This window comes from Micrococcus lylae NBRC 15355 (assembly GCF_001570885.1).
GTDB lineage: Bacteria > Actinomycetota > Actinomycetes > Actinomycetales > Micrococcaceae > Micrococcus > Micrococcus lylae.
In genome coordinates, this window is the sequence record NZ_BCSN01000014.1 from 33,535 (window position 1) to 54,714 (window position 21,180).

At 73.4% G+C, this 21,180-nt stretch carries 20 protein-coding genes; 16 read left to right on the forward strand and 4 right to left on the reverse strand.

The annotated features are described in order from the left end of the window. Positions 1-135: 135 nt before the first annotated feature. The 3 genes from MLY01S_RS04525 to MLY01S_RS04535 are packed head-to-tail and all read right to left on the reverse strand — an operon-like array spanning position 136 to position 2,851. On the reverse strand, positions 136-786 hold the full coding sequence (locus tag MLY01S_RS04525; protein ID WP_082739692.1) for a universal stress protein: 651 nt from the start codon (positions 784-786) through the stop codon (positions 136-138). Continuing rightward, positions 783-1,991: an SDR family NAD(P)-dependent oxidoreductase gene (locus MLY01S_RS04530; RefSeq protein WP_067189717.1), complete on the reverse strand. Its 1,209-nt coding sequence runs from the start codon at positions 1,989-1,991 to the stop codon at positions 783-785. The genes MLY01S_RS04525 and MLY01S_RS04530 overlap by 4 nt, the downstream gene beginning before the upstream one ends. 41 nt (positions 1,992-2,032) lie before the next feature. Further along, entirely contained in the window at positions 2,033-2,851 is an 819-nt protein-coding gene (locus MLY01S_RS04535) for an MBL fold metallo-hydrolase (RefSeq protein ID WP_067189719.1), read from the reverse strand. Between the two features lie 12 nt (positions 2,852-2,863). Here MLY01S_RS04535 and MLY01S_RS04540 point away from each other — a divergent pair, with 12 nt between their 5' ends. The 6 genes from MLY01S_RS04540 to MLY01S_RS04565 all read left to right on the forward strand — a co-directional run bounded on the left by MLY01S_RS04540 (position 2,864) and on the right by MLY01S_RS04565 (position 10,726). Next, positions 2,864-3,967, forward strand: a complete 1,104-nt coding sequence (locus tag MLY01S_RS04540; RefSeq protein WP_067189721.1) for a glutathione S-transferase family protein — start codon at positions 2,864-2,866, stop codon at positions 3,965-3,967. A gap of 168 nt (positions 3,968-4,135) precedes the next feature. Continuing rightward, positions 4,136-5,386 carry an alpha-hydroxy acid oxidase gene (locus MLY01S_RS04545; RefSeq protein WP_067189724.1) on the forward strand — a complete coding sequence of 417 codons (1,251 nt, stop codon included), beginning with the start codon at positions 4,136-4,138 and terminating at the stop codon, positions 5,384-5,386. A gap of 161 nt (positions 5,387-5,547) precedes the next feature. After that, the gene (locus MLY01S_RS04550; protein ID WP_067189726.1) at positions 5,548-6,303 is read left to right on the forward strand and encodes a LamB/YcsF family protein; all 756 of its coding nucleotides are present in this window, start codon (positions 5,548-5,550) and stop codon (positions 6,301-6,303) included. Continuing rightward, on the forward strand, positions 6,300-8,192 hold the full coding sequence (locus MLY01S_RS04555; RefSeq protein ID WP_082739694.1) for a 5-oxoprolinase subunit B/C family protein: 1,893 nt from the start codon (positions 6,300-6,302) through the stop codon (positions 8,190-8,192). The genes MLY01S_RS04550 and MLY01S_RS04555 overlap by 4 nt, the downstream gene beginning before the upstream one ends. Before the next feature lie 19 nt (positions 8,193-8,211). Then, entirely contained in the window at positions 8,212-9,954 is a 1,743-nt protein-coding gene (locus MLY01S_RS04560; RefSeq protein WP_067189755.1) for an acetyl/propionyl/methylcrotonyl-CoA carboxylase subunit alpha, read from the forward strand. A gap of 91 nt (positions 9,955-10,045) precedes the next feature. Beyond that, complete coding sequence (locus tag MLY01S_RS04565) at positions 10,046-10,726, forward strand: GntR family transcriptional regulator (protein WP_067189727.1); 681 nt, start codon at positions 10,046-10,048, stop codon at positions 10,724-10,726. A gap of 109 nt (positions 10,727-10,835) precedes the next feature. Here MLY01S_RS04565 and MLY01S_RS04570 read toward each other — a convergent pair whose 3' ends face one another. Then, positions 10,836-12,116 carry an NRAMP family divalent metal transporter gene (locus MLY01S_RS04570; RefSeq protein ID WP_082739696.1) on the reverse strand — a complete coding sequence of 427 codons (1,281 nt, stop codon included), beginning with the start codon at positions 12,114-12,116 and terminating at the stop codon, positions 10,836-10,838. Between the two features lie 474 nt (positions 12,117-12,590). On the opposite strand from MLY01S_RS04570, the gene rpmB reads away from it, so the two are divergent. The 10 genes from rpmB to MLY01S_RS04620 all read left to right on the forward strand — a co-directional run. Beyond that, positions 12,591-12,827 carry a 50S ribosomal protein L28 gene (gene rpmB, locus MLY01S_RS04575; RefSeq protein ID WP_067189728.1) on the forward strand — a complete coding sequence of 79 codons (237 nt, stop codon included), beginning with the start codon at positions 12,591-12,593 and terminating at the stop codon, positions 12,825-12,827. Between the two features lies 1 nt (position 12,828). Next, positions 12,829-12,996, forward strand: coding sequence for a 50S ribosomal protein L33 (rpmG, locus tag MLY01S_RS04580; protein ID WP_067189730.1), 168 nt, complete (start codon positions 12,829-12,831; stop codon positions 12,994-12,996). A 3-nt stretch (positions 12,997-12,999) separates the two neighbouring features. After that, the gene (rpsN, locus tag MLY01S_RS04585; protein ID WP_067189732.1) at positions 13,000-13,305 is read left to right on the forward strand and encodes a 30S ribosomal protein S14; all 306 of its coding nucleotides are present in this window, start codon (positions 13,000-13,002) and stop codon (positions 13,303-13,305) included. A 419-nt stretch (positions 13,306-13,724) separates the two neighbouring features. After that, positions 13,725-14,006, forward strand: coding sequence for an HU family DNA-binding protein (locus tag MLY01S_RS04590; protein WP_067189733.1), 282 nt, complete (start codon positions 13,725-13,727; stop codon positions 14,004-14,006). A gap of 230 nt (positions 14,007-14,236) precedes the next feature. Then, positions 14,237-14,947 carry a hypothetical protein gene (locus tag MLY01S_RS12385; protein WP_067189735.1) on the forward strand — a complete coding sequence of 237 codons (711 nt, stop codon included), beginning with the start codon at positions 14,237-14,239 and terminating at the stop codon, positions 14,945-14,947. Between the two features lie 181 nt (positions 14,948-15,128). Next, positions 15,129-15,881, forward strand: coding sequence for a copper resistance CopC family protein (locus MLY01S_RS12730; RefSeq protein WP_067189737.1), 753 nt, complete (start codon positions 15,129-15,131; stop codon positions 15,879-15,881). Between the two features lie 52 nt (positions 15,882-15,933). Next, positions 15,934-16,653 carry a copper chaperone PCu(A)C gene (locus MLY01S_RS04605; RefSeq protein WP_067189739.1) on the forward strand — a complete coding sequence of 240 codons (720 nt, stop codon included), beginning with the start codon at positions 15,934-15,936 and terminating at the stop codon, positions 16,651-16,653. Beyond that, on the forward strand, positions 16,643-18,040 hold the full coding sequence (locus MLY01S_RS04610) for a Dyp-type peroxidase (RefSeq protein WP_067189741.1): 1,398 nt from the start codon (positions 16,643-16,645) through the stop codon (positions 18,038-18,040). Before MLY01S_RS04605 ends, MLY01S_RS04610 begins: the two co-directional genes overlap by 11 nt. A gap of 91 nt (positions 18,041-18,131) precedes the next feature. Further along, positions 18,132-20,339, forward strand: coding sequence for a bifunctional copper resistance protein CopD/cytochrome c oxidase assembly protein (locus MLY01S_RS04615; protein ID WP_067189742.1), 2,208 nt, complete (start codon positions 18,132-18,134; stop codon positions 20,337-20,339). Further along, positions 20,326-21,180 (forward strand): hypothetical protein (locus MLY01S_RS04620; protein WP_174520636.1); only part of this gene is annotated, 855 nt, incomplete at its 3' end. The genes MLY01S_RS04615 and MLY01S_RS04620, both read left to right, overlap by 14 nt.

Genomic DNA, 21,180 nt, shown 5'->3' on the forward strand with positions numbered 1-21,180 from the left:
CGGACGCGCCGACGCATCACCCCGACCAACACCCGCCCTGCCCCGTGCCCCCACGCGTCTTGGGGATAAGACACGGTCACATTTCGCGATCTCAACACCGTGTTGTATCCCCGAAACGGTAGGGGGAGCTGTGTCTCAGCGGTCCTCGGGGCGGGGGAGCTCCTCGCCCACCGGCTCGGGCTCGGCCACCGGTTCGGGCTCGAGGGCGTGAGGCGGCTCAGCCGTGTCCTGCCCGAGGGTGTGAGGCGGCTCAGCCGTGTCCTGCCCGACGGCGTCCTGGTGCCCGGCAGCGTCCTCGCGCTCCACAGGGTGCTGCTCCACGGCTCGGGCGCGGCGAGAGCCGGAGACCGGGACGGTGTCCGCCTTGGAGGAGACGGCGTCCGGCGTGTGGTCTGCGTACTGCTTCACGCACAGCACCGGCTGGTCCAGCTCGCGGAGGAGCTCGTCTGAGACCGAGCCCATCATGAACCGGCCCACGGCGCCGCGGCGGCGCAGGCCGATCACCACGATCGACGGCTCGAGCTCGGCGGCGACCTCCTTCATCTCCGCAGCGGTGGAGCGGCCGCGGGCGTACTGGCGGAACTCGGCGTCCACGCCGCAGCCGTCCAGGACCTGCTGCAGATCACGCTGCTGGGCCTCGTTGAGCAGGTTCGACGAGCGGTGCTCGCCGCCGGGGCCGGCGTTGACGACCACAATGCGCTCGCCGGTCGTGCGGGCGATGTCGATCGCCTTGTTCAGTGCGGCGCGGGACTCCGCGCGCGGGGCATAGCCCACCAGGATGGTCATGCTTCGGTCCTCTCGGAGTCGGAGTCGGAGTCGGGATCGGAGGTGGAGCGGGTGGCTGCGGAGACCTCCGCGGCCACCCGGTGGCGGGAGAAACGCTCGACCAGCGTGTCCGGGGCCATCTTCGCGGCCTGGATCAGGGAACGGAAGCGGCGGGACGGCACGCAGGTGGACTGCCCCTGGGCCAGGGCGGCCAGACCCTCGCGGGCGACCTCGTCCACGGGCATCCAGGCCCAGGACGGGTAGGAGGCGGCGTCGATGCCGGCGCGCTCGTGGAAGCCGGTGTACACCGGTCCGGGGCAGAGGGCGGTGACGTGCACACCCTCGGAGCGGTAGCGGATGTTCGCCCAGCGGGCGAAGGCCACGGCCCAGGACTTCGCGGCCCCGTAGGTGCCGTCCGGGATGAGGCCGGCCACCGAGGCCACCAGCAGGATGCGTCCGCCGCCGCGCGCCAGGAACGCGCGCAGCGCCGCCTGGGACAGGGCCAGCGGGGCCTGGACGTGGAGGAAGGCCTGGTCGAACTCCTGACGGCGGGTGGTCTCGTGGACCTCCGGGCCCACGCCGGTCCCGGCAGAGTGCACCAGTCCGGTGATGGGCTCGGCCGGGGACTCCAGGCGTTCGGCGACGGCGTCCAGGCCGGCCTCGGTGAGCAGGTCGGCCTGCAGGGCCTCCACCGGCACGCGGTAGGCGGCGCGCAGGGACCGGGCGGTCCGTTCCAGGCGGTCTGCGTCCCTACCCACCACCACGAGCCGGTGACCCTGCGCCGCCAGCTGGCGGGCGATCTCCTCACCGATGCCGGAGGTGGCTCCGGTGACGAGGTACCGCATGGTCGGAACGCCGCCGGGCAGGTCCGTCACAGGGGAGTCCTCCGTCGGCACCTCGCCGATCGGTCGGACGCGGCGGGCGACGCGCTGGGCCTGTTTCTTCTGTGCGCGCGCCAGCCTGCGTTCGGCCTTGGCGGTGCGCTTGGCCAGGCGGGCGTCCTTGGCGTCCTGCTTCAGGGCGGCCCGGGACTCGCGGCGTGCCTGCTTCTCAGCGGCCTTCTTGGACGCCTGCTCCTCAGGCGTCAGGTCCGTGGCGTCCCCGGGGTCCCCGCCCTCGGCGAGGCCAGGCGTGGGCGAGGGGGAGGAGGAGGTGAGGGAGCCGCCGTCGGGAAGGTCCGCGGCGCGCCCCGGCGCACGGCGACGGCGTGGGGAAGAGGAGGCCATGCCTCCAGTCTAGGGCGAGCCGGGGGCCCGGGACCGTGCGCTCAGGCGGTGGCGCGGACGTAGTCCAGGGTGGCGGCCGTGACCAGCGCGGCCACCTGCTTCACCTTCCCGTCCAGGCCGGGATAGATGCGGTCGGCGAGCTGCTCCGGGGTGGCCTGCGCGGCCTGGTCCTCGGGCAGCTGTGCGAGGGCCTCGCGGACCTGCGCCACCCGCTCCATGCGGTGGTCCGTGTACTCCTGGGCGATCTGCGCCACGGACGGCAGGACCGGGCCGTGGGCGGGCAGGACGGAGGTGTCGCCGAGCTCGCGGAGGCGCTCCAGGGAGGCCAGATAGTCGGCGAGGGTGCCGTCCGGGAAGTCGAGCATGGTGGTGCCGACGCCGAGGATGGTGTCCCCGGTGAGGACCGAACCGTCCGGGCCGGCGGAGGGGACCATGAAGCAGAAGGAGTCGGAGGTGTGGCCCGGCGTGTGCATCGCCTCGATCACGGTGTCCGCCTTGACGATCCGGTCCCCGTCCTCGAGCGGGTGCCCGCCGCCGCGGCAGTGCTCCTCCAGATGCGCGCGCACCGGCGCTCCGGTGACCTCGTGGAACACGTCGATCGCGCCGGTGTGGTCCTCGTGCCGATGGGTGGCGAGGATCAGCTCCACCCGGCGGCCGTCCGCGGCCTCGAGGACGTTGCGCACGTGCTCCTCGGCGGTGAAGGCCGGGCCCGGGTCCACCACCACGACCGTCTCGGAGCACGGCGCGCCGATCAGGTAGGTGTTCGTTCCGGACAGGGTCATGTCGGACGGGTTGTCCGCGGTGACGCACTGGACGAAGGGGGCCGGATTCGGTCCGGGGACGGTGTGGCGTGCAGGCATAGGGTGGATTCTATGGAACACAGCACCCGTGGCGCGTACGTGACCGGCGGCCGGGAGTTCACCCGGGACACGCAGTACATCGAGGACAGGATCGTGGCGGACGTGGACGCCGCCCGCCGCGCCCCGGCGCTGCCGCCCACGAAGGTGGGGCAGATCGGCGCCGGGCTGCGGGAGGGCGCGCAGGCCTGGCCCGTGGAGCCCGGACGCTACCGGCTGGTGGCCGCGCGGGCGTGCCCGTGGGCGAACCGGGCGATCATCGTGCGCCGGCTGCTGGGCCTGGAGGACGCCGTCTCCCTCGGCCTGCCCGGGCCCACGCATGACGCCCGCTCCTGGACCTTCGACCTGGACCCGGACGGCCGGGACCCGGTGCTCGGCACGCAGCGGCTGCAGGAGAACTACCTCGCCCGGTTCCCGGACTACCCGCGCGGCATCACCGTCCCGGCCATGGTGGACGTGCCCAGCGGCGGCGTGGTCACCAACGACTACCCGCAGCTCACCCTGGACCTCTCCACCGAGTGGACCGCCTTCCACCGCGAGGGCGCCCCGCAGCTGATCCCGGACGCCGGCCCTGAGCGGGACGAGATGTTCGAGGTCATCGAACGGATCTTCACCGAGGTCAACAACGGCGTCTACCGGTGCGGGTTCGCCGGCAGCCAGGAGGCCTACGACTCCGCCTACGCCCGCCTCTGGACCGCCATGGACTGGCTGGAGGAACGCCTGAGCGGCCGCCGCTACCTGATGGGAGAGCGCATCACGGAGGCGGACGTGCGCCTGTTCACCACGCTGGTGCGCTTCGACCCCGTCTACCACGGCCACTTCAAGTGCAACCGGAACCGGCTCGTCGAGATGCCTGCGCTGTGGGCGTATGCGCGGGACCTGTTCCAGACCCCCGGCTTCGGGGACACCGTGGACTTCGCGCAGATCAAGGCGCACTACTACGTGGTGCACGAGGACATCAACCCCACCGGCATCATCCCGCAGGGCCCGGACCTGTCCGGCTGGATGAGCGCCCACCGGCGGGATGAGCTCGGCGGCCGGCCGTTCGGGGACGGCACCCCGCCCGGTCCCGTGCGCGAGGACGAGAGGGTGGACCCGGCGCACACGCCGCTGCGCTGAGGCGTAGCCGGGCCGCCTCCGGAGCTGCAGGGCCCACGTCCCGACGACGGCCGCTCGCCTGGATGGGGAGCCGCACCGTCCCGGACGGTGCGGCTGCGCTGGTTCCCGCCGGCGTCACACTGCGGACCCGGCTGGTCCCGTGCGGCGGGCCGGGAGCATGATCGGGGCATGGCAGTGCTCCCGACCCGACTCACCCCGCTGGCCCGCCGTCTCCCGGACGTGAAGGAGCTGGCCTCGCTGATGCGCTTCGGCGCCCCGCGGGCGGACCGCCGTGCCGCCCGCCTGTCGAAGGCCGCGGACGTGGCGGACCTGCGCCGCATCGCGAAGCGCCGCACGCCCACCCCGGCGTTCGACTACGTGGACGGCGCCGCCAAGCGCGAGCTCACCCACACCCGGGCCCGCGAGGTGTTCGACTCGGTGGAGCTGCTGCCGCGGATCCTGCACGGGATCGCGGAGCCGGACCTGTCCGTGGACATCGCCGGGGCCCACTCGGCGCTGCCCTTCGGCATCGCGCCCACCGGCTTCACCCGCTTCATGCACGCCGAGGGCGAGAACGCCGGCGCCGCCGCCGCGGCGGCCGCGGGCATCCCGTTCACCCTGTCCACCATGGGCACCCGCTCCATCGAGGAGACCGCCGCGTCCTCCGGGGACGGCGACCGCTGGTTCCAGCTGTACCTGTGGCGGGACCGGGACCGCGCCCGGGACCTGATCGAGCGAGCGGCCGCCTCCGGCTACGGGGCGCTCGTGGTCACGGTGGACACCCCGGTGGCCGGCCAGCGTCTGCGGGACGTGCGCAACGGCATGACCATCCCGCCGCAGCTGACGCCGAAGACCGTGGTGGACGCCGCCTGGCGCCCGGAGTGGTGGTTCAACTTCCTCACCACGGACCCGCTGACCTTCGCCTCGCTCTCCGACTCCGCCGGGGACCTGCCGTCCATCATCAACGGCATGTTCGACCCCACCCTGTCCCTGAAGGACCTGGAGTGGATCCGCTCGGCGTGGAAGGGGCAGCTGTTCGTCAAGGGCATCCTCACCGCAGAGGACACCCGCCGCGCGCTGGACACCGGCGCGGACGGACTGGTGGTCTCCAACCACGGCGGCCGCCAGCTCGATCGCGCGCCGGTGTCCCTGCAGGCGCTGCCGGGTGTGCGCGCCGAGGCCGGCCCGGACGTGCCGATCATCCTGGACTCCGGCATCACCACCGGCGAGGACATCGTGGCGGCCCTGGCCCTCGGCGCCGACTTCACCCTGATCGGCCGCGCGTACCTCTACGGCCTCATGGCCGGCGGCCAGGAGGGCGTGGCCCGCGTGATCGAGCTGCTCGCCCAGGAGGTGACGGTGGCGATGACGCTCATGGGCGCCGCCACCACGAAGGACCTCACCCCGGACTCGGTGCGCGCGCCCTGGCTGCAGGGGTGAGCCCTCCGGCCCGCCGCCGGGGCGGATTCCCCGCCTCTGTGTTCACAGAACCCCCAGGTGAGGTCACATTCCCCGGCACTTGTTGAACAATTGGCCGCCATGGCCCATCATGGAATGTGCCGCGTGATGTGCGGCACACCGAACGACCCAGGGGGAGAGCCATGCGCATCGACATGAACAGCGACGTCGGGGAGTCCTTCGGCAGCTGGACGATGGGCGACGACGCCGCGATCTTCCGCTCCGTCTCCTCCGCCAACGTGGCCTGCGGGTTCCACGCCGGCGATCCCTCCGGCATCGCGCAGACCTGCCGGGACGCCGTGGCCGCGGGGGTGACCGTCGGCGCCCACGTGGGCTACCGGGACCTGGCCGGCTTCGGCCGCCGCTTCCTCAACTGCACGCCCACCGAGCTGGCGGACGACGTGCTCTACCAGATCGGCGCCCTGCAGGCCCTGGCCCGCGCCGCCGGCACGGACGTGCGCTACGTGAAGCCGCACGGCGCCCTCTACAACACGATCGTCCACCACGAGGAGCACGCCCAGGCCGTGGTGGACGCCGTCAAGGCCTTCGGCGGCGATCTTCCGCTGCTGCTGCTGCCGGGCTCCATCGCCCTGGAGAAGGCGGAGAGGGCCGGCCTGCGCGGCGTGGCCGAGGCCTTCGCGGACCGCGGCTACACCCCGGAGGGCACGCTCGTCTCCCGCCGGGACCCGGGCGCCGTCCTCCACGACCCGGCCGAGGTCTCCGCCCGCATGGTCCGCCTGGCCACCGAGGGTGTGCTCACCGCCGTGGACGGCTCGGACATCCGCATCGAGGCCGCCAGCATCTGCGTGCACGGGGACACCCCGGGTTCGGTGTCCATGGCCGCCTCCGTCCGTGCCGCCCTCGAGGACGCGGGCGTCGAGATCGTCTCCTTCGCATGAGCGGCTCGCACGCCCCCGGGCCGGTCCCCGGCGCCTCGGCCGCAGACCGCTGCGCCGCCGGCTCGCCGACGCCCCGCCCCCTGCGCTGGGCCGGCACCCGCGCCTTCCTGCTCGAGTGCCCGACCCTCGCGGACGTCGTCGCCCTGCACGCCCGCCTCACCGCCGAGCCGCTGCCGGGCCAGACCGAGGCGCTCGCCGCCGCCGAGACCCTCATGCTCGCCTTCCGCACCCGCGCCGAGGCGGTGGCGGCCGCCGAGCTCGCCCCGAGCCTCGTGGCCGCCGGGGACGCGGGCCAGGACGCCCGCACGGTGGAGGTGGACGTCGTCTACGACGGCGAGGACCTCGCCGCCGTCGCCGAGCTGACCGGCCTGTCCGAGGAGGCCGTGGTGGCCGCCCACGCGGACACGCTCTGGGTGGGCGCCTTCGGCGGCTTCGCCCCGGGCTTCACCTACTGCACGGCCGCGGATGCCTCCGCCGGCTTCGACGTGCCCCGCCGCGAGAGCCCGCGCACCGCCGTGCCGGCCGGCTCCGTGGCCGTGGCCGGCACCTTCTCCGCCGTCTACCCGCGCACCTCGCCCGGCGGCTGGCAGCTGCTCGGCCGCACCGACGCCGTCCTCTGGGACCTGGACCGCGAGCGCCCCGCGCTCATCCGCCCCGGCGACCTGGTGCGCTACCGCCCGGTGCGCGCCCTCGCCTCCGTCTCCGCAGGCCCCCTTCCCGACGACGACGCCCGCGTCTCCGCCTCGCAGCCCTCCTCCGGTGCGGCGTCGCCGGGGGAGGGATCCGAGCACTCCGCGCCGACCACAGGCTCCTCCGAGCCGGCCACCGCCGCAGGCGAGCGGACGGGGCGGCCGGGGCTGTCCGTCGTCGACCCCGGGATGCAGTCCCTGCTGCAGGATTTGGGCCGGGCCGGTCACGGCGACCTCGGCGTCGCCTTCTCCGGCGCCGCGGACAAGGACGCCGCCCGCCAGGCCAACCGGCTCGTGGGCAACGCGCCGGACGAGGCCGTGGTGGAGACGCTCCTGTCAGGCCTGTCCGTCACCGCTCGCGGCCTGCAGGTGCTCGCCCTGACCGGGGCCGAGGCCCGCGCCGTGGTCACGGACGCCGCCGGCACGGTGCTGCGCCGAACCGTGCCGCGCGCCCCGTTCGCCCTGCGGGACGGCGAGACCCTGACCGTCGAGGAGCCGCCCGCCGGACTGCGCACGTATCTCGCCCTGCGCGGCGGCATCCACGCCCGAGCGGACCTGGGCAGCCGCTCCACGGACGTGATGTCCGGGATCGGCCCGGCCCCGCTGGCCGCCGGGGACGAGCTCGTCCGCCGCGAGGATCCGGGGAACCGGCTCGTCGGGGACGCCGAGCCTCCGCTGCGCCGCACCCCGCGTGCTGGGCACACCGCCGTCCTGCGCATCACCCTCGGCCCCAGGGACGACTGGTTCGACCGGGACGGCATCGACCTGCTCACCTCCCAGGAGTGGGAAGTGACCGCCGAGTCCAACCGCATCGGCGTCCGCCTGGCCGCCCCGAAGGAGGGGAAGGCCCTCACCCGTGTCCGCGAGGGAGAGCTGGCCTCCGAGGGCGTGGTCTCCGGGGCCCTGCAGGTCCCGCCGTCCGGGCTGCCCGTGCTCTTCCTGGCCGACCACCCCGTCACCGGCGGCTACCCGGTGATCGCCGTGGTGGTCCGCGAGGACCTCGGCGCCGCCGCCCAGCTGCCGCCCGGCGCCCGGCTGCGCCTGATCCCCGTGGATCCGGAGACACTCGAGCCGCTGGACGCGGACGCCCCGGAACCCACCACATCCGCCCTGCCCCTCGTGGCGCCGACGACGCCGGCCGCAACCGCCTGCCACGACCCCGCCCCCGCGGCTGCCGCCGCCCAGACCACCGAGGACTGATCCCGTGACCGCACGCCCCCTGACCAAGGTCCTGATCGCCAACCGCGGCGAGATCGCCGTCCGTGTGGCCCGCGCCTGCCGTGACCACGGCATCGGCTCCGTAGCCGTCTACGCGGACCCGGACGCGGATGCGATGCACGTGGCCGTGGCGGACGAGGCCTACCACCTGCCCGGCTCCGCCTCCGGCGACACCTATCTGGACATGGACGCCCTGCTGTCCGTGGCCGAGCGCTCCGGCGCGGACGCCGTGCACCCCGGCTACGGCTTCCTCTCCGAGAACGCGGACTTCGCGCAGCGGGTCATCGACGCCGGCCTGACCTGGATCGGCCCCGCCCCGCAGGTCATCCGGGACCTCGGGGACAAGATCACCGCCCGCTCGATCGCCCAACGCGCCGGTGCCCCGCTGGTCCCCGGCTCGGACGGCCCGGTGGCCTCCCCGGCCGAGGCTCGCGCCTTCGCCGAGGAGCACGGTCTGCCGATCGCCGTCAAGGCGGCGTTCGGCGGCGGCGGCCGCGGCATCAAGGTGGTCCGGGACCTCGAGGAGGTCGAGGACGCCTTCGCCTCCGCCACCCGCGAGGCCGTGGCCGCCTTCGGCCGCGGCGAGTGCTTCGTGGAGCGCTTCCTGGACCGCCCCCGCCATGTGGAGGCCCAGGTCCTGGCGGACGGACACGGCACCGTGGTGGTGGTCGGCACCCGCGACTGCTCCCTGCAGCGCCGCAACCAGAAGCTCGTGGAGGAGGCCCCCGCCCCGTTCCTCACGGACGAGCAGCGCACCCGCATCCACGACTCCGCCCGCGCCATCTGCGCGGAGGCCGGGTACACCGGCGCCGGCACGGTGGAGTACCTGGTGGCCCCGGACGGGCTGATCAGCTTCCTCGAGGTCAACACCCGCCTGCAGGTGGAGCACCCGGTCACCGAGGAGACCACCGGTGTGGACCTGGTGCGCGAGCAGTTCCGCATCGCCGCCGGTGAGCCGATGAGCCTCGCCGAGGACCCGGCCCCGCACGGCCATGCCTTTGAGTTCCGGCTCAACGCCGAGGACCCGGCCGTCGGCTTCCTGCCCTCGCCCGGTCCGGTGGAGCACTTCGAAGCCCCTACCGGCCCGGGCCTCCGCATGGACGCCGGCGTCCGCTCCGGCTCCGTGGTGCCCGGCGAGTACGACTCGCTCATGGCCAAGCTCATCGTCTGGGGCGAGGACCGCCCGCAGGCCCTGCGCCGGGCCCAGGACGCGCTGGCCGAGCTGCGCATCGAGGGCGTGCCCACCGTGGTGCCCTTCCACCGGGCCGTGCTCGAGCAGGACGCCTTCACCTCCGAGGACGGCCTCGGGGTGTACACCACCTGGATCGAGTCCGAGTTCGCCGCCGAGTTCGAGGCCTCCGAGCACCTGGCCGCGGCCGGCCCCGCAGGCTCCCGCACCCAGATCACCGTGGACCTGGACGGCCGCGCCGTCCGCCTCGGCCTGCCGGACGCCCTCTACGCGGCGCTGATGCACGGCGGCGGGGCGGCGGCGGGCGCCGCGGCGGCCGGTGAGCCCGAGGGCCCGGGCGAGGACGCCGTCGTCGCCCCGGTGACCGGCGCCCTGGTGGCCTGGAAGGCGGAGGAGGGCGCCGTCGTCGGCAAGGGCGAGCCGGTGGCCGTCCTGGAGGCCATGAAGATGGAGACCGTGGTGCGGGCGCACCGCTCCGGTACGATCACCCGACAGCAGATCGACGAGGGGGCCACGGTGCAGCGCGGCCAGGTCCTCGCCACGATCACGGACTGAACGCCGGCACCCCGCCCGCCGGAGAGGGGATGTGCGCCCGCCCGCGTGGCAGCGGCGCGGAACGATCACCGGCAGAAGGAGACGCCCCCACATGGTTCAGAGCCGTCGTCCCCGCCGGTCGGAAGCCCAGCGCCGCGGTGCTGTCGGCGGTGCCGCGGAGGAGCTGCGCCGCCGCATCGAGAACGCCGAGCTGGCCCCCGGCACCCGTCTGGGCGAGGTCGCCCTCGCCGCCGAGTTGGACGTGAGCCGCAACAGCCTCCGCGAGGCGTTCGCCGAGCTCGCCGCCGAGCGGCTGTTGGTCCGCCGTCCCCACCGCGGCGTTATCGTGGCGTCCCCGGACGTGCCCCAGGTCCGGGAGATCTACCGCACCCGCCGCATCATCGAGCTCGGCGCCCTGCGGTTCGGCGAAATCACCCCGGAGGTCGAGGCCGAGCTGCACCAGGTGGTGGCCGTGCTCTCCCCGGATCCGAGCGCCGTGGACCCACGCCTGATGGGCGACGCCAACCAGCGCCTCCACGGCGCCATCGCCGCCATGACCGGAGCCTCGGACCTGCAGCGCACCCTCCGCCAGGCGATGGCCCGCGTGCGCCTGGCCTTCCAGCCCATGGACCGCGAGACCGCCCTGCACCCGCTCTTCGCCGAGCGCAACCTGCAGATTGCGCAGACGCTCCTGGACCGTCGCCCCGAGGACCTGCAGGAGACGATGGCCTCTTACCTGGACCAGGCCGAGCAGTTCGTCCTCGACCACCTCTCCGAGCGTCAGGACGCCTGAGCCCTCCCGCACGGCGTGCCTCGGCCGTCCGGGGCGCTTCGCAGACACCACGACGACGGCCGCCCGCCTCGCGAGGTGGACGGCCGCCGTCGTGGACCCGGGGATCGGATCAGGCTCCGGAGAACAGGGCCACCATCGGCGTGAAGGCGTTGACCGCGATGTACACGGAGACCAGCCAGGCCAGCACACCGACCACCAAGAGCCACGCCGGGTAGCGGTAGCCGTTCATCAGGTCTCGGCGACGCCAGGCCACGAACAGCAGCACGGCGAAGCCGACCGGCAGGATCATGCCGTTGAAGGCGCCGGCGAAGACCAGCAGGGTCTGCGGGGCCTGGCGCAGGGTCAGGTAGAGGGCGGCGCAGACCACGATGAACGCGACCGTCAGCAGGTTGCGGGTGCGTGCCGAGGTGGTGGACTTCGTGATGAAGGAGACCGAGGTGTAGGAGGCGCCGATCACCGACGTGATGGCGGCGGCCCACAGGATCACGCCGAAGACGCGCATGCCGACGTCGCCGGCGGCGTGCTGGAAGGCCGAGGCGGCCAGGTTGTCCGGATCCAGGGTCGCGCCGCCGACCACCACGCCGAGGATGGCCAGGAACAGCAGCACGCGCATCACGCCGGTGACGATGATCGACAGGACCGAGGAGCGGGTGATGGACGTGACGTCGTCCACTCCGGAGACGCCGGAGTCGATCATGCGGTGGGCGCCGGCGTAGGTGATGTAGCCGCCCACGGTGCCGCCGACCAGGGTGACGACGATCAGCATGTCCACGGTGTCCGGCAGGACGGACTGGCGCAGGGCGTCGCCCACGGGCGGGTCGGAGACGATCGCGACGTAGGCCATCAGGACGATCATGACGACGCCGAGGCCCACCACGATGCGGTCCAGGGCCAGGCCGGCACGCTTGGACAGGAAGATGCAGATCGCGATCACGGCGGAGACGCCGCCGCCGATCAGCGGGTCCACCCCGAGCATCGCGTCGGCTCCGAGGCCGGTGCCGGCGATGTTGCCGATGTTGAAGACCATGCCGCCGATGAACACGAGGGCGGAGAGCAGCCAGCCGAGGCCGGGCAGGGCCCGGTTGGCGAGCTCCTGGGCGCGCAGACCGGAGACACCGATGACGCGCCACACGTTCATCTGCACGGCGACGTCGATGATGATCGAGACCAGGATGGCGAACGCGAAGGCCGCGCCGACCTGCACCGTGAAGGTGGAGGTCTGGGTGATGAAGCCCGGGCCGATGGCACTGGTGGCCATCAGGAACATCGCGCCCAGCAGGGCCGTGCGCCGGTGGCGGGCGGCGTCCGGGGCGGGCGCGTCGGTGGCGCCGGCCCGCTGGGCGTGCGCGGCCGCGTCCTGGCGGTGCGGGTCGGTGGGGGTGTGGGCCATGGGCTCCTCCGGAGGGTGCGGGACAGGGGGCGCGTGACCGTGGTCACAGAACGCCTCGATGGAGGGAGCCTATGTCTTGTTCAACAATCAGGCAAGCGGCGAGTGTGAGTCGGTTCTCCCGCTCCCCGGTTGAAGCCGGCGCGGGTGCTCCCGTAAGATGGGACGGCGCAAGCCGCGCTGTTCTCCTTCCCGGGCATGCCCGGAAGGGGTCGGAAAAGCAGCGTGATCCCGCGGACTGGACTCCCGGAACGCTCCTGCGGGGCAGGCCGGGACTCGCCGTTCACACCAGCGATCCAAGGCGACTTCGGTTGGCTCTCACCCAGCCTGGTTCACCTTCAGATGAGTCGCAGTAAGAGTGCGGTGTCCACACCCGAGCGGGACTCTCAAGGAGTCCGACGGCGCCTCGTGCGTCGGAAGGGCTCCGGCATGCGGGTTCCGCCCGTCCTTTTACTACAACTTGCACGAGGAGTGATCATGGCAGCTCACTGCCAGGTAACCGGGGCTGGGCCGGGTTTCGGCCACAGCATCTCCCACTCGCACCGTCGCACCAAGCGCCGGTTCAACCCGAACATCCAGAAGAAGACCTACTGGGTCCCGTCCCTGCGCCGCAACGTCACCCTGACGCTGTCCGCCAAGGGCATCAAGACCATCGACGTCCGCGGCATCGACGCCGTGGTCGCCGACCTGATCGCGAAGGGAGTGAAGCTCTGACATGGCGAAGGAGAAGGACGTCCGTCCGATCATCAAGCTGAAGAGCACCGCCGGCACCGGGTTCACCTACGTGACCCGCAAGAACCGCCGCAACACCCCGGACCGCATCACCCTGAAGAAGTACGACCCGGTGGTCCGCAAGCACGTCGACTTCCGAGAGGAGCGCTGAGGCATGGCCAAGAAGTCCAAGATCGCCAAGAACGAGCAGCGCAAGGCCATCGTGGCCCGCAATGCCGAGAAGCGCCTCGAGCTGCGCAAGACCCTGGTCGACCCGAACGCCTCGGACGAGGCCCGCGAGGCCGCCCGCGTGGGCCTGCAGAAGCTCCCGCGCGACGCCTCCCCGGTGCGCGTGCGCAACCGCGACGCCATCGACGGCCGCCCGCGCGGCACCTTCCAGCGCTTCGGCATCTCCCGCGTGCGCTTCCGCGAGATGGCGCACCGCGGCGAGCTGCCGGGCGTGACCAAGTCGTCCTGGTGACCTCGTCCACGGCCTGACCGGAACGGTCCGGCCGGACGCGCCGTCCCTGACGACGGCCACCGACCTGCAGGTCCTCGACCTGTCCGGGGCGGTCCACCCCCACGGTGGGCCGCCCCGTCGTCGTCCCCGGCCCGGAGCCGCGGATTCCTGCGGAACCGCACGAACGGCGCCCGAAGGCAGGGCGGCGGAGCCGCAGACGCCGCCGGATCAGGCCCTGACCAGGGACGGAAACGGCCACGGGGCAGCGTCCCGGCGGGGCCGCACGGGTTCCCGGGAGCCTTGGAATCGCCTGAAAATGGCAGAATCAGGCCGCTGGAGGGCGGCGCGGCGGGACGGTCGATGGTACGTTCGGCAGTGGAAGCCCGGGGAACGTCCCGGGATCACCCCTACGATGTCCCAACACTCAGGAGGACTTCCCAATGGCTATGAACCGCAAGGAGCTCGTCGCCGCCGTCGCCGAGCGCTCCGGCAACACCCAGGCCGCCGTCAGCGATGTGCTGGACGCCGTCTTCGAGGTCTTCACCGCTCAGGTGAAGAAGGGCGAGAAGGTCTCCATCCCGGGCTGGATGGCCGTGGAGCGCACCGAGCGCAAGGAGCGCACCGGTCGCAACCCGCGCACCGGCGAGGAGATCACCATCCCGGCCGGCTACTCCGTGAAGGTGACCGCCGGCTCCAAGCTCAAGGCCGCCGCCTCCGAGTGAGCCGCCGAGCGGATCTGCCGATGAGGGCATGATCTGCACAGCGCACACAGGGCGCCCCACCATCGCGGTGGGGCGCCCTGTCGTACGTCGGGGCCGTGCGTGACGGTCCTGCCGTCGGTCCTGAGCTGTGACGCAGTCGAGGGGCATCGTCCCCGGTCCGGGCGTAGAATGGGATGTCCGGGGCGTGTGCCCAGCACACTGCCCGAGGCGACGACGCGAAGGGGGCCGGCATGCAGCACCTGATGCCCGCACGCCCCGCCGCGCCTGCCCCGGCCCCTGCGCTGCCGGTGCACGGCGGCGCCCGCCTGGCCCGCGGGTGGGCCGGGGCCGTGCTGGCCGTGGTCCTCGCCGCCGCCTCCCACACCGTCCTCGGCGCCGCGCACGCCCCGCACCCGATGGTGCTGCTGCTCGCGGTCGCCCTGGCCGCCCCGGTCTGCACCGTGCTCGCCGGCCGCCGCCTGTCTTTGCCGCGCGTACTCGCGGCCGTGCTCGGCAGCCAGGCCATCCTCCACGGCCTCTACAGCCTGGCCTCCCCGGCCCCCGGAGCCTCCGCCGCCTTCCCGACGACGGCCGGTCACCTCGGCCACGCCGTCCCGGCCTCCGGGGAGCTCGCCTCCTTCGCCGCGGCGCACTCCTCCGCGCACACTGCCGCGCATGGGGGAGCCGGCGGCCATGACCACCTCGGTCTCGGGATGCTGGCCGCCCACGTGGTGGCGGCCCTGCTGACCGTCCTGCTCATCCGCCACGGCGAGCGGCTGCTCGTCCGTGCCGCCGGACTCGTGGTGGGCGCCGTGCTGCGCCGCCGCGTTCCCGCCCTGCGCCCGGCCGTCGGCCGGGTGCGTCTGCTCTGGGGCACCTCCGCGCCCCTGGTGCCCGCCGGCCGCGAGCTCGTCGGCTCCACCGGCCTGCGCGGGCCGCCCGCCGCCCTCGTCGCGGCCTGATCGGCAGACCGCGCGGCACCGTGTCCGCGTGCGCGCCGGACGGGCCCGGCCCCTGACCTCCCCGCCGTCGGCGAGGACGTCACAGGGCTCACCGTTCCCTGAACGAGACAGACCAGCCGATGCCCCGGCCCCACACCCAGCGGGCCGGAGACGAGGCATCGGAGGCGAAAGGCACCGTGCCATGCACCTGAACGCGATGCACACCTGCACCGAGCGCGTCCGCGAGGACGTCATCCCGCGCCGCCGGCGCACCGCCGCCCTGACGGCGGCCCTGGCCCTGGCCGCGGCCCCCGTGGCGGGGGTCGCCCTGGCCGCACCGGCCCAGGCCCACGACGAGCTGCTGTCCTCCACCCCGGAGGCCGGCCAGACCCTGATCGAGGCGCCCGACGAGGTCTCCCTGACCTTCTCCGGAAACCTGATCGACGGCCAGGGGATCCAGAACCTCATCCGGGTCCGGGACGCGGACGGCAACCAGTGGCAGGCGGACTCCGGCACCGTGGAGGGGGACACCTTCTCCGCCGCGGTCTGCCCGGACCTGCCGAACGGCGACTACGAGCTGGCGTACCGCGTGGTCTACTCCGACGGGCACTCCGAGGAGCGACGACTCGACTTCACCCTGGACGCCGAGGGCGCCCCCGAGGCCGGCACCGTCCCGGAGGACTGCGGCGTGGCCGCAGAGTCCGCCGGCGGGTCCGCCGCGGAGGAGGCGACCGACGCGTCCCAGGCCGCGGAGGAGAACGGCCAGGCCGCCCAGGCCTCGGGCGACCCCGCGGCCACCACCGAGGCGCAGGACGACCAGGCCCAGGAGCCGGGACTGCCCGGCTGGGTCTGGGGGCTCGGCCTCGGCGGCGTGGCCGTGATCGGCCTCGCCGCCGTGCTGATGTTCCGCAAGGCCTCCGCGCTCGGCCACACCGACACCCCTGAGGACCGGTGACCGCGGCGTCGAGGACGATGCCGCGGGGACACCGGAGAAGAAGGACACGAACATGAAGAAGAAGACCACCCGCACCACAGCCTCCCTGGGCGCCCTCTCCGCCGCCCTGCTGCTGCTCACCGCCTGCGGCGGCGGCCAGGACGCCCCGGCCGAGCAGGACGACTCGGCGTCGCCGGCGGCCGCCTCCGAGGAGGCCGGCCAGACGGAGCAGGGCACGGACGCCGAGGAGACCGGAGACGGCCAGGACGATGCTCAGGGCGAGGACGAGTCCGCGGGCGAGGGCCCGCTGACGGTCGTCGACGCCTGGACCAAGGCCACCGAGTCCGGCATGACCGGCTCCTTCGCCACCCTCGAGAACACCACGGACGAGGACGTGCACATCACCGGTGTGCACTCGGAGCTGAGCGCCGTGGTGGAGCTGCACACGATGGTGGACGACGGCTCCGGTCAGATGGTCATGCAGGAGGCCCCGGACGGCTTCACCGTCAAGGCCGGCGAGACCCACGAGCTCGCCCCCGGCGGTGACCACGTGATGTTCATGGACCTGCAGGAGCCGCTCCTGCCGGGCGACACCGTGGACTACGTGCTGGAGCTCGAGGACGGCACCGAGGTGCCCGTCGCCGGCGAGGTCCGCGACTTCGCCGGCGCCAACGAGAGCTACCACGGCGGCGAGGCCTCCGGCTCCGAGGACGCGGACATGGACCACGACGGCCATGACCACGGGGAGCACGAGGGCGACGACCACGGGGACCACGAGGGCCATGACCACTGATCCTCGCCCCGAGGACCACACCGGCTCGGCACACCGGTCCGGTGCCGGCCCCTCCGCCTCGCGCCGTGGCCTCCTGCTGGGCGCCGGCGTGCTCGGCGGCGGCCTGCTGGGCACGGCCGTCGGCTACGCGGCAGGCCACTCGGCCACGGCCGCCCCGTCTGCCGGCACCGGCGGCGCGGGGGCAGGCCAGGGGGCGGGGCCGTCGTCGGGAAGCGGGGCGATGTCCGCCTCCGGCGACATCGGCACCTCCGGCTGGGCCGAGCCCGGCGGCGAGGCCTCCCGGGTGGCGGTGAGCTCGCCGATCGGCACGGACGCCGTGCCCTTCCACGGTGACCGCCAGGCCGGTGTGGACACCCCCGGCCAGACGCACGCCGTGTTCCTCGCGTTCGACCTGGACGAGGACCTGGACAGGGACGGCGTCCGCCGCATGCTCCGCATCCTCAGCCAGGACGCCGCCCGTCTCACCCAGGGCAGGGCGACCCTCGCGGACACCGAGCCCGAGCTGGCCGCGGCGCCGGCCCGCCTCACGGTGACCTTCGGCTTCGGCCGCGGACTCGTGGACCGGATCGACCCGGACGCGGTCCCGGAGTGGCTCGGCCCGCTGCCGCGCTTCGAGCAGATCGACGGCGAGCTGTCCGACGAGTACTCCGACGGCGACCTGCTGCTGCAGATCTGCGGCGACGACCAGATGTCCGTGGCGCACGCCCGCCGCATGCTCACCAAGGGGACCCGGGCGTTCGCCACGCCGCGCTGGACTCAGATCGGCTTCCGCGAGGCCCGCGGCTCCCATCCGACCGGCACCACCATGCGCAACCTCTTCGGCCAGGTGGACGGCACGGCCAACCCGCAGACCGGCTCCCCGGCGATCGAGCGCCTCGTGTGGGGTGTGGACGACGGGCTCGGCGCCGACCTGCAACCGTGGATCGAGCACGGCACCACCATGGTCATCCGCCGCATCCGCATGGAGCTGGACACCTGGGACGAGCTGGACCGCCCCGCCAAGGAGGACGTGATCGGCCGTCGCCTCGGCACCGGCGCCCCGCTCACCGGTGAGCAGGAGAACGACCCGATCGACTTCGAGGCCACCGGACCCGCCGGCTTCCCCGTCATCTCCGACACCGCCCATGTGCGGCGCGCCCGGATCGGCGACGGGCCCGAGCACGGCATGCTCCGCCGCGGCTACAACTATGACGGCGCGGACGGCGAGTCCGGGCTGATCTTCGTGGCGTTCCAGACCGACCTGGAACGGCAGTTCGTCCCCGTCCAGCAGAGCCTGGCCGAGTCCGACCACCTGAACATGTGGACCACCCCCGTGGGCTCCGCCGTGTTCGCCGTGCCTCCCGGCTGCGCCGAGGGCGGATTCGTGGGAGACGTGCTGTTCTCCTGACCGCCTGCCCCACATGCCGGGTCGGCCGCCGCTCCGTGCGGCGCCGCCGGCCCGGCCACCGATCGACCACCACCGCGAGAAGACAGGACCCATGCCCTCCACCGAGACCGCACCCCGCCACGGGGACCGCGCCGCCCGAGACGGCTCCCGTCCCGCCGGGAACACCACCGTCCCCGGCGGCGCCGAGCGCGCCCTCCCGGTCTGGACCTGGCCGGCGGTGGCCGCCGCCGGTGCCCTGGCCCTGGTGCTGGCCGCCTGGTTCACCGGCGTCTCCGCCGCTCGCGAGCTGTCCGACCCCGGTGCCCTGACCCGCTGGGGCGTGCCGATCGTCGAGTACGGCTCCAACATGGCGATGTCCGTGACCATCGGCGCCCTGATCTTCGCCGCCGCCATCCTGCCGCCCCACACCGGCGGCCGGGCCCCGCGCCGCCGCAAGGACGACCCGCCGGCCGAGCGCCTGCCGGAGCACCCCGCGTTCGCCCGGACCATGCTGGTGGCCTCCGTGGCCGCCGGGGTGTGGACCCTGTGCGCGCTGGCCGTGGGCATCCTGTCCTACTCGGACCTGGCCGGCATCCCGCTCGGCGCCGGCGCTGCCTTCTCGGACGGGCTCGTCGCCTACTTCGTGTCCATCTCGGTGGGGCAGGCCTGGTTCTGGGTGACCGTCATCGCCGCCGTGGTGACCTCACTGGCGGTGGCCGTGCGCTCCCACAGCGGCCTGTTCTGGGTGGGCATCCTCGCGATGATCGCCCTCGTGCCGCTCGCACTGATCGGCCACGCCGCCGGCGGCGACGACCACATGGCGGCCGTGAACTCCATCGGTCTGCACCTGCTCGGCGTGGTGGTGTGGGTCGGCGGCCTGCTGGTGCTCGCCCTGATCGCCCCCACGCTGGTCGGCCCGGACGGCGGCACCGGCCGCACCACCTACCGCCGGCAGGGAGCCGCCCCGCTCGTGCACACCGTGCTGTCCCGCTACTCGGTGCTCGCCGGACTCGGCCTGTTCACCGTGGCCCTGTCCGGCGTGGTCAACGCCGCCCTGCGGGTGGAGCACCTGCACCAGCTTCTCGCCCCGTACGGAGGCCTGGTGGCCGTGAAGTTCCTGGCGGTGGTGCTCCTGGGCCTGATCGGCCTGGCCCACCGCCGTTGGATCATTCCGCAGCTGCGTGGCGGCGCCGGCGAGGACGCCGCAGCCGAGGCCCCGCGTCCGGCCCGCCGTCTGCTGTGGCAGCTGATCGCCGTGGAGGCCGTGGTGATGTCCGCCGTCATGGGCGTCTCCGCCGTCCTCAGCCGCACTGCGCCGCCGAAGCCGGAGGAGCTGCCGGACGGCGCCAGCCCGGCCCGCATCCTCACCGGCTACGAGCTGCCCCCGGAGCTCACCGGCGCCCGCTGGTTCGACCTGTGGCGCTGGGACTGGCTGTGGGTGGCCGTGTGCGTGTTCCTGGCGATCTGGTACGTGCGGTCCACGGTGCAGCTGCACCGCCGCGGGGACTCCTGGCCCGTGCTGCGCACGATCTGCTGGATCCTCGGGCTCGTGGTGCTGACCTGGGCCACCTCCGGCGCCCCGGCCGTCTACGGCCGTGTGCTGTTCTCCGCCCACATGGTCGGGCACATGACGTTGACGATGATCGCGCCGCTGTTCCTGGCTCTCGGCGCACCGATCACGCTGGCCCTGCGCTCGTTGCCGGTGCGCACGGACGACACGCGCGGCCCGCGCGAATGGATCCTGTGGATCGTGCACTCCCGGTGGGGGGCGTTCATCACCCACCCGATCGTGGCGGGCGCCAACTTCGCCGGCTCGATCCTGGTCTTCTACTACACGGACTTCTTCCGGTTCGCGCTGGAATACCACGTGGGCCACGAGTTCATGAACGTGCACTTCCTGCTCACGGGCTTCGTGTTCGCGCTGGTGATGGTGGGCGCGGATCCGCTGCCGAACCGCCCGCCGTATCCGATCCGCCTGGTCGTGCTGCTGGCCACCATGGTGTTCCACGCGTTCATCGGCGTGGCCATGACCTCCTCCACGGGACTGATGCAGGCCGACTGGTTCGGCAACATGGGCCGCCCCTGGGGTCCGGACGCGCTGGCCGACCAGCAGATCGGCGGTGCGGTGATGTGGGGCATCGGCGAGTTCCCGACCGTGGCGATGGCCGTGACCGTGGCCGTCCTGTGGGCGCTCGACGACCGCAAGGTCGCCGAGCGCTACGACCGCAAGGCCGAGCGCGACGGAGACGCCGAGCTCGCCGCCTGGAACCAGATGTACTCGAACCTCGCCGACCAGGAGGACCGCCATGGCCGCCGCTGACACCGCCGACCGCCTGCCCGCCCGCCGCGCCGCCCGCCGCTGCGCCGGCCTGGCCCTGGCGGCGCTGCTCGCCCTCACCGGCTGCGCCCCAGGGGACGACGACGGCGCCGGCACCTCCGCCCCGGACGGCGCCTCCGCCTCGGCCGGCCAGGACGGGGACGCCTCGGCAGACGACGCGAAGCCGGAGCCGGCCTCCGAACAGGAGGCCGCGGACGTGGTGGACCAGCTGGACCTGGGCGACCGCCAGGACCAGCGGATGGCCGCCGCGGCGGCCGAGCGCGCCGCATCCTTCGGCTTCGTCCGCCAGCGCGCCGCCACGGACGAGGAGATCTCCACGACCCGCGAGGACAACGCCGCGCGCCTGCGCGACGCCTCCCGCACCACCGTGGAGCCGAGCGAGTGCAAGGCACCGCTGAACGCTCTGGACTTCTCGCCGATCCTGCTGGACCAGGAGGAGGTCTCCCGCGTGGACGTGGGCGCCGGCTCGTTCACCGGCACCGGCACCGTGGAGGTGGCGAGGCTGGACGGCCCCGCCCGCCAGCGCGTGGAGAAGCACCTGCAGACCGTGAACACCCTGCTGACCGACTGCTCGGAGATGACCATGACGGTCACCGAGGGGGACAGCACCGTGGACTACGTGCTGACCACCGAGAAGCCCGACCTGTCCGACGGCACCCCGGCGCAGTCCGCGATCACCTGGACCCGTCACCCCGCGAGCGACGAGGAGAACACGCTCACCGCGCAGGTGCTCACCGCCACCACTGCCGACTCGGTGGTCATGGTGTCCTTCGTGGGCCAGCAGGCCGCCGGAGACAAGGAGTTCACCATCATGGCCGAGGAG

Excerpts from the sequence above, each read along its gene's own strand:
- MLY01S_RS04555 (WP_082739694.1), top strand. The coding sequence starts at position 6,300 with ATGAGCGGCTCGCACGCCCCCGGGCCGGTCCCCGGCGCCTCGGCCGCA.
- rpmG (WP_067189730.1), top strand. The coding sequence starts at position 12,829 with ATGGCGAAGGAGAAGGACGTCCGTCCGATCATCAAGCTGAAGAGCACC.
- rpsN (WP_067189732.1), top strand. The coding sequence starts at position 13,000 with ATGGCCAAGAAGTCCAAGATCGCCAAGAACGAGCAGCGCAAGGCCATC.
- MLY01S_RS04615 (WP_067189742.1), top strand. The coding sequence starts at position 18,132 with ATGCCCTCCACCGAGACCGCACCCCGCCACGGGGACCGCGCCGCCCGA.
- MLY01S_RS04565 (WP_067189727.1), top strand. The coding sequence starts at position 10,046 with ATGGTTCAGAGCCGTCGTCCCCGCCGGTCGGAAGCCCAGCGCCGCGGT.
- MLY01S_RS04590 (WP_067189733.1), top strand. The coding sequence starts at position 13,725 with ATGGCTATGAACCGCAAGGAGCTCGTCGCCGCCGTCGCCGAGCGCTCC.
- MLY01S_RS04545 (WP_067189724.1), top strand. The coding sequence starts at position 4,136 with ATGGCAGTGCTCCCGACCCGACTCACCCCGCTGGCCCGCCGTCTCCCG.
- MLY01S_RS04530 (WP_067189717.1), bottom strand. The coding sequence starts at position 1,991 with ATGGCCTCCTCTTCCCCACGCCGTCGCCGTGCGCCGGGGCGCGCCGCG.
- MLY01S_RS04525 (WP_082739692.1), bottom strand. The coding sequence starts at position 786 with ATGACCATCCTGGTGGGCTATGCCCCGCGCGCGGAGTCCCGCGCCGCA.
- MLY01S_RS12730 (WP_067189737.1), top strand. The coding sequence starts at position 15,129 with ATGCACCTGAACGCGATGCACACCTGCACCGAGCGCGTCCGCGAGGAC.
- MLY01S_RS04550 (WP_067189726.1), top strand. The coding sequence starts at position 5,548 with ATGCGCATCGACATGAACAGCGACGTCGGGGAGTCCTTCGGCAGCTGG.
- MLY01S_RS04540 (WP_067189721.1), top strand. The coding sequence starts at position 2,864 with ATGGAACACAGCACCCGTGGCGCGTACGTGACCGGCGGCCGGGAGTTC.
- rpmB (WP_067189728.1), top strand. The coding sequence starts at position 12,591 with ATGGCAGCTCACTGCCAGGTAACCGGGGCTGGGCCGGGTTTCGGCCAC.
- MLY01S_RS04570 (WP_082739696.1), bottom strand. The coding sequence starts at position 12,116 with ATGGCCCACACCCCCACCGACCCGCACCGCCAGGACGCGGCCGCGCAC.
- MLY01S_RS04605 (WP_067189739.1), top strand. The coding sequence starts at position 15,934 with ATGAAGAAGAAGACCACCCGCACCACAGCCTCCCTGGGCGCCCTCTCC.
- MLY01S_RS04535 (WP_067189719.1), bottom strand. The coding sequence starts at position 2,851 with ATGCCTGCACGCCACACCGTCCCCGGACCGAATCCGGCCCCCTTCGTC.
- MLY01S_RS12385 (WP_067189735.1), top strand. The coding sequence starts at position 14,237 with ATGCAGCACCTGATGCCCGCACGCCCCGCCGCGCCTGCCCCGGCCCCT.
- MLY01S_RS04610 (WP_067189741.1), top strand. The coding sequence starts at position 16,643 with ATGACCACTGATCCTCGCCCCGAGGACCACACCGGCTCGGCACACCGG.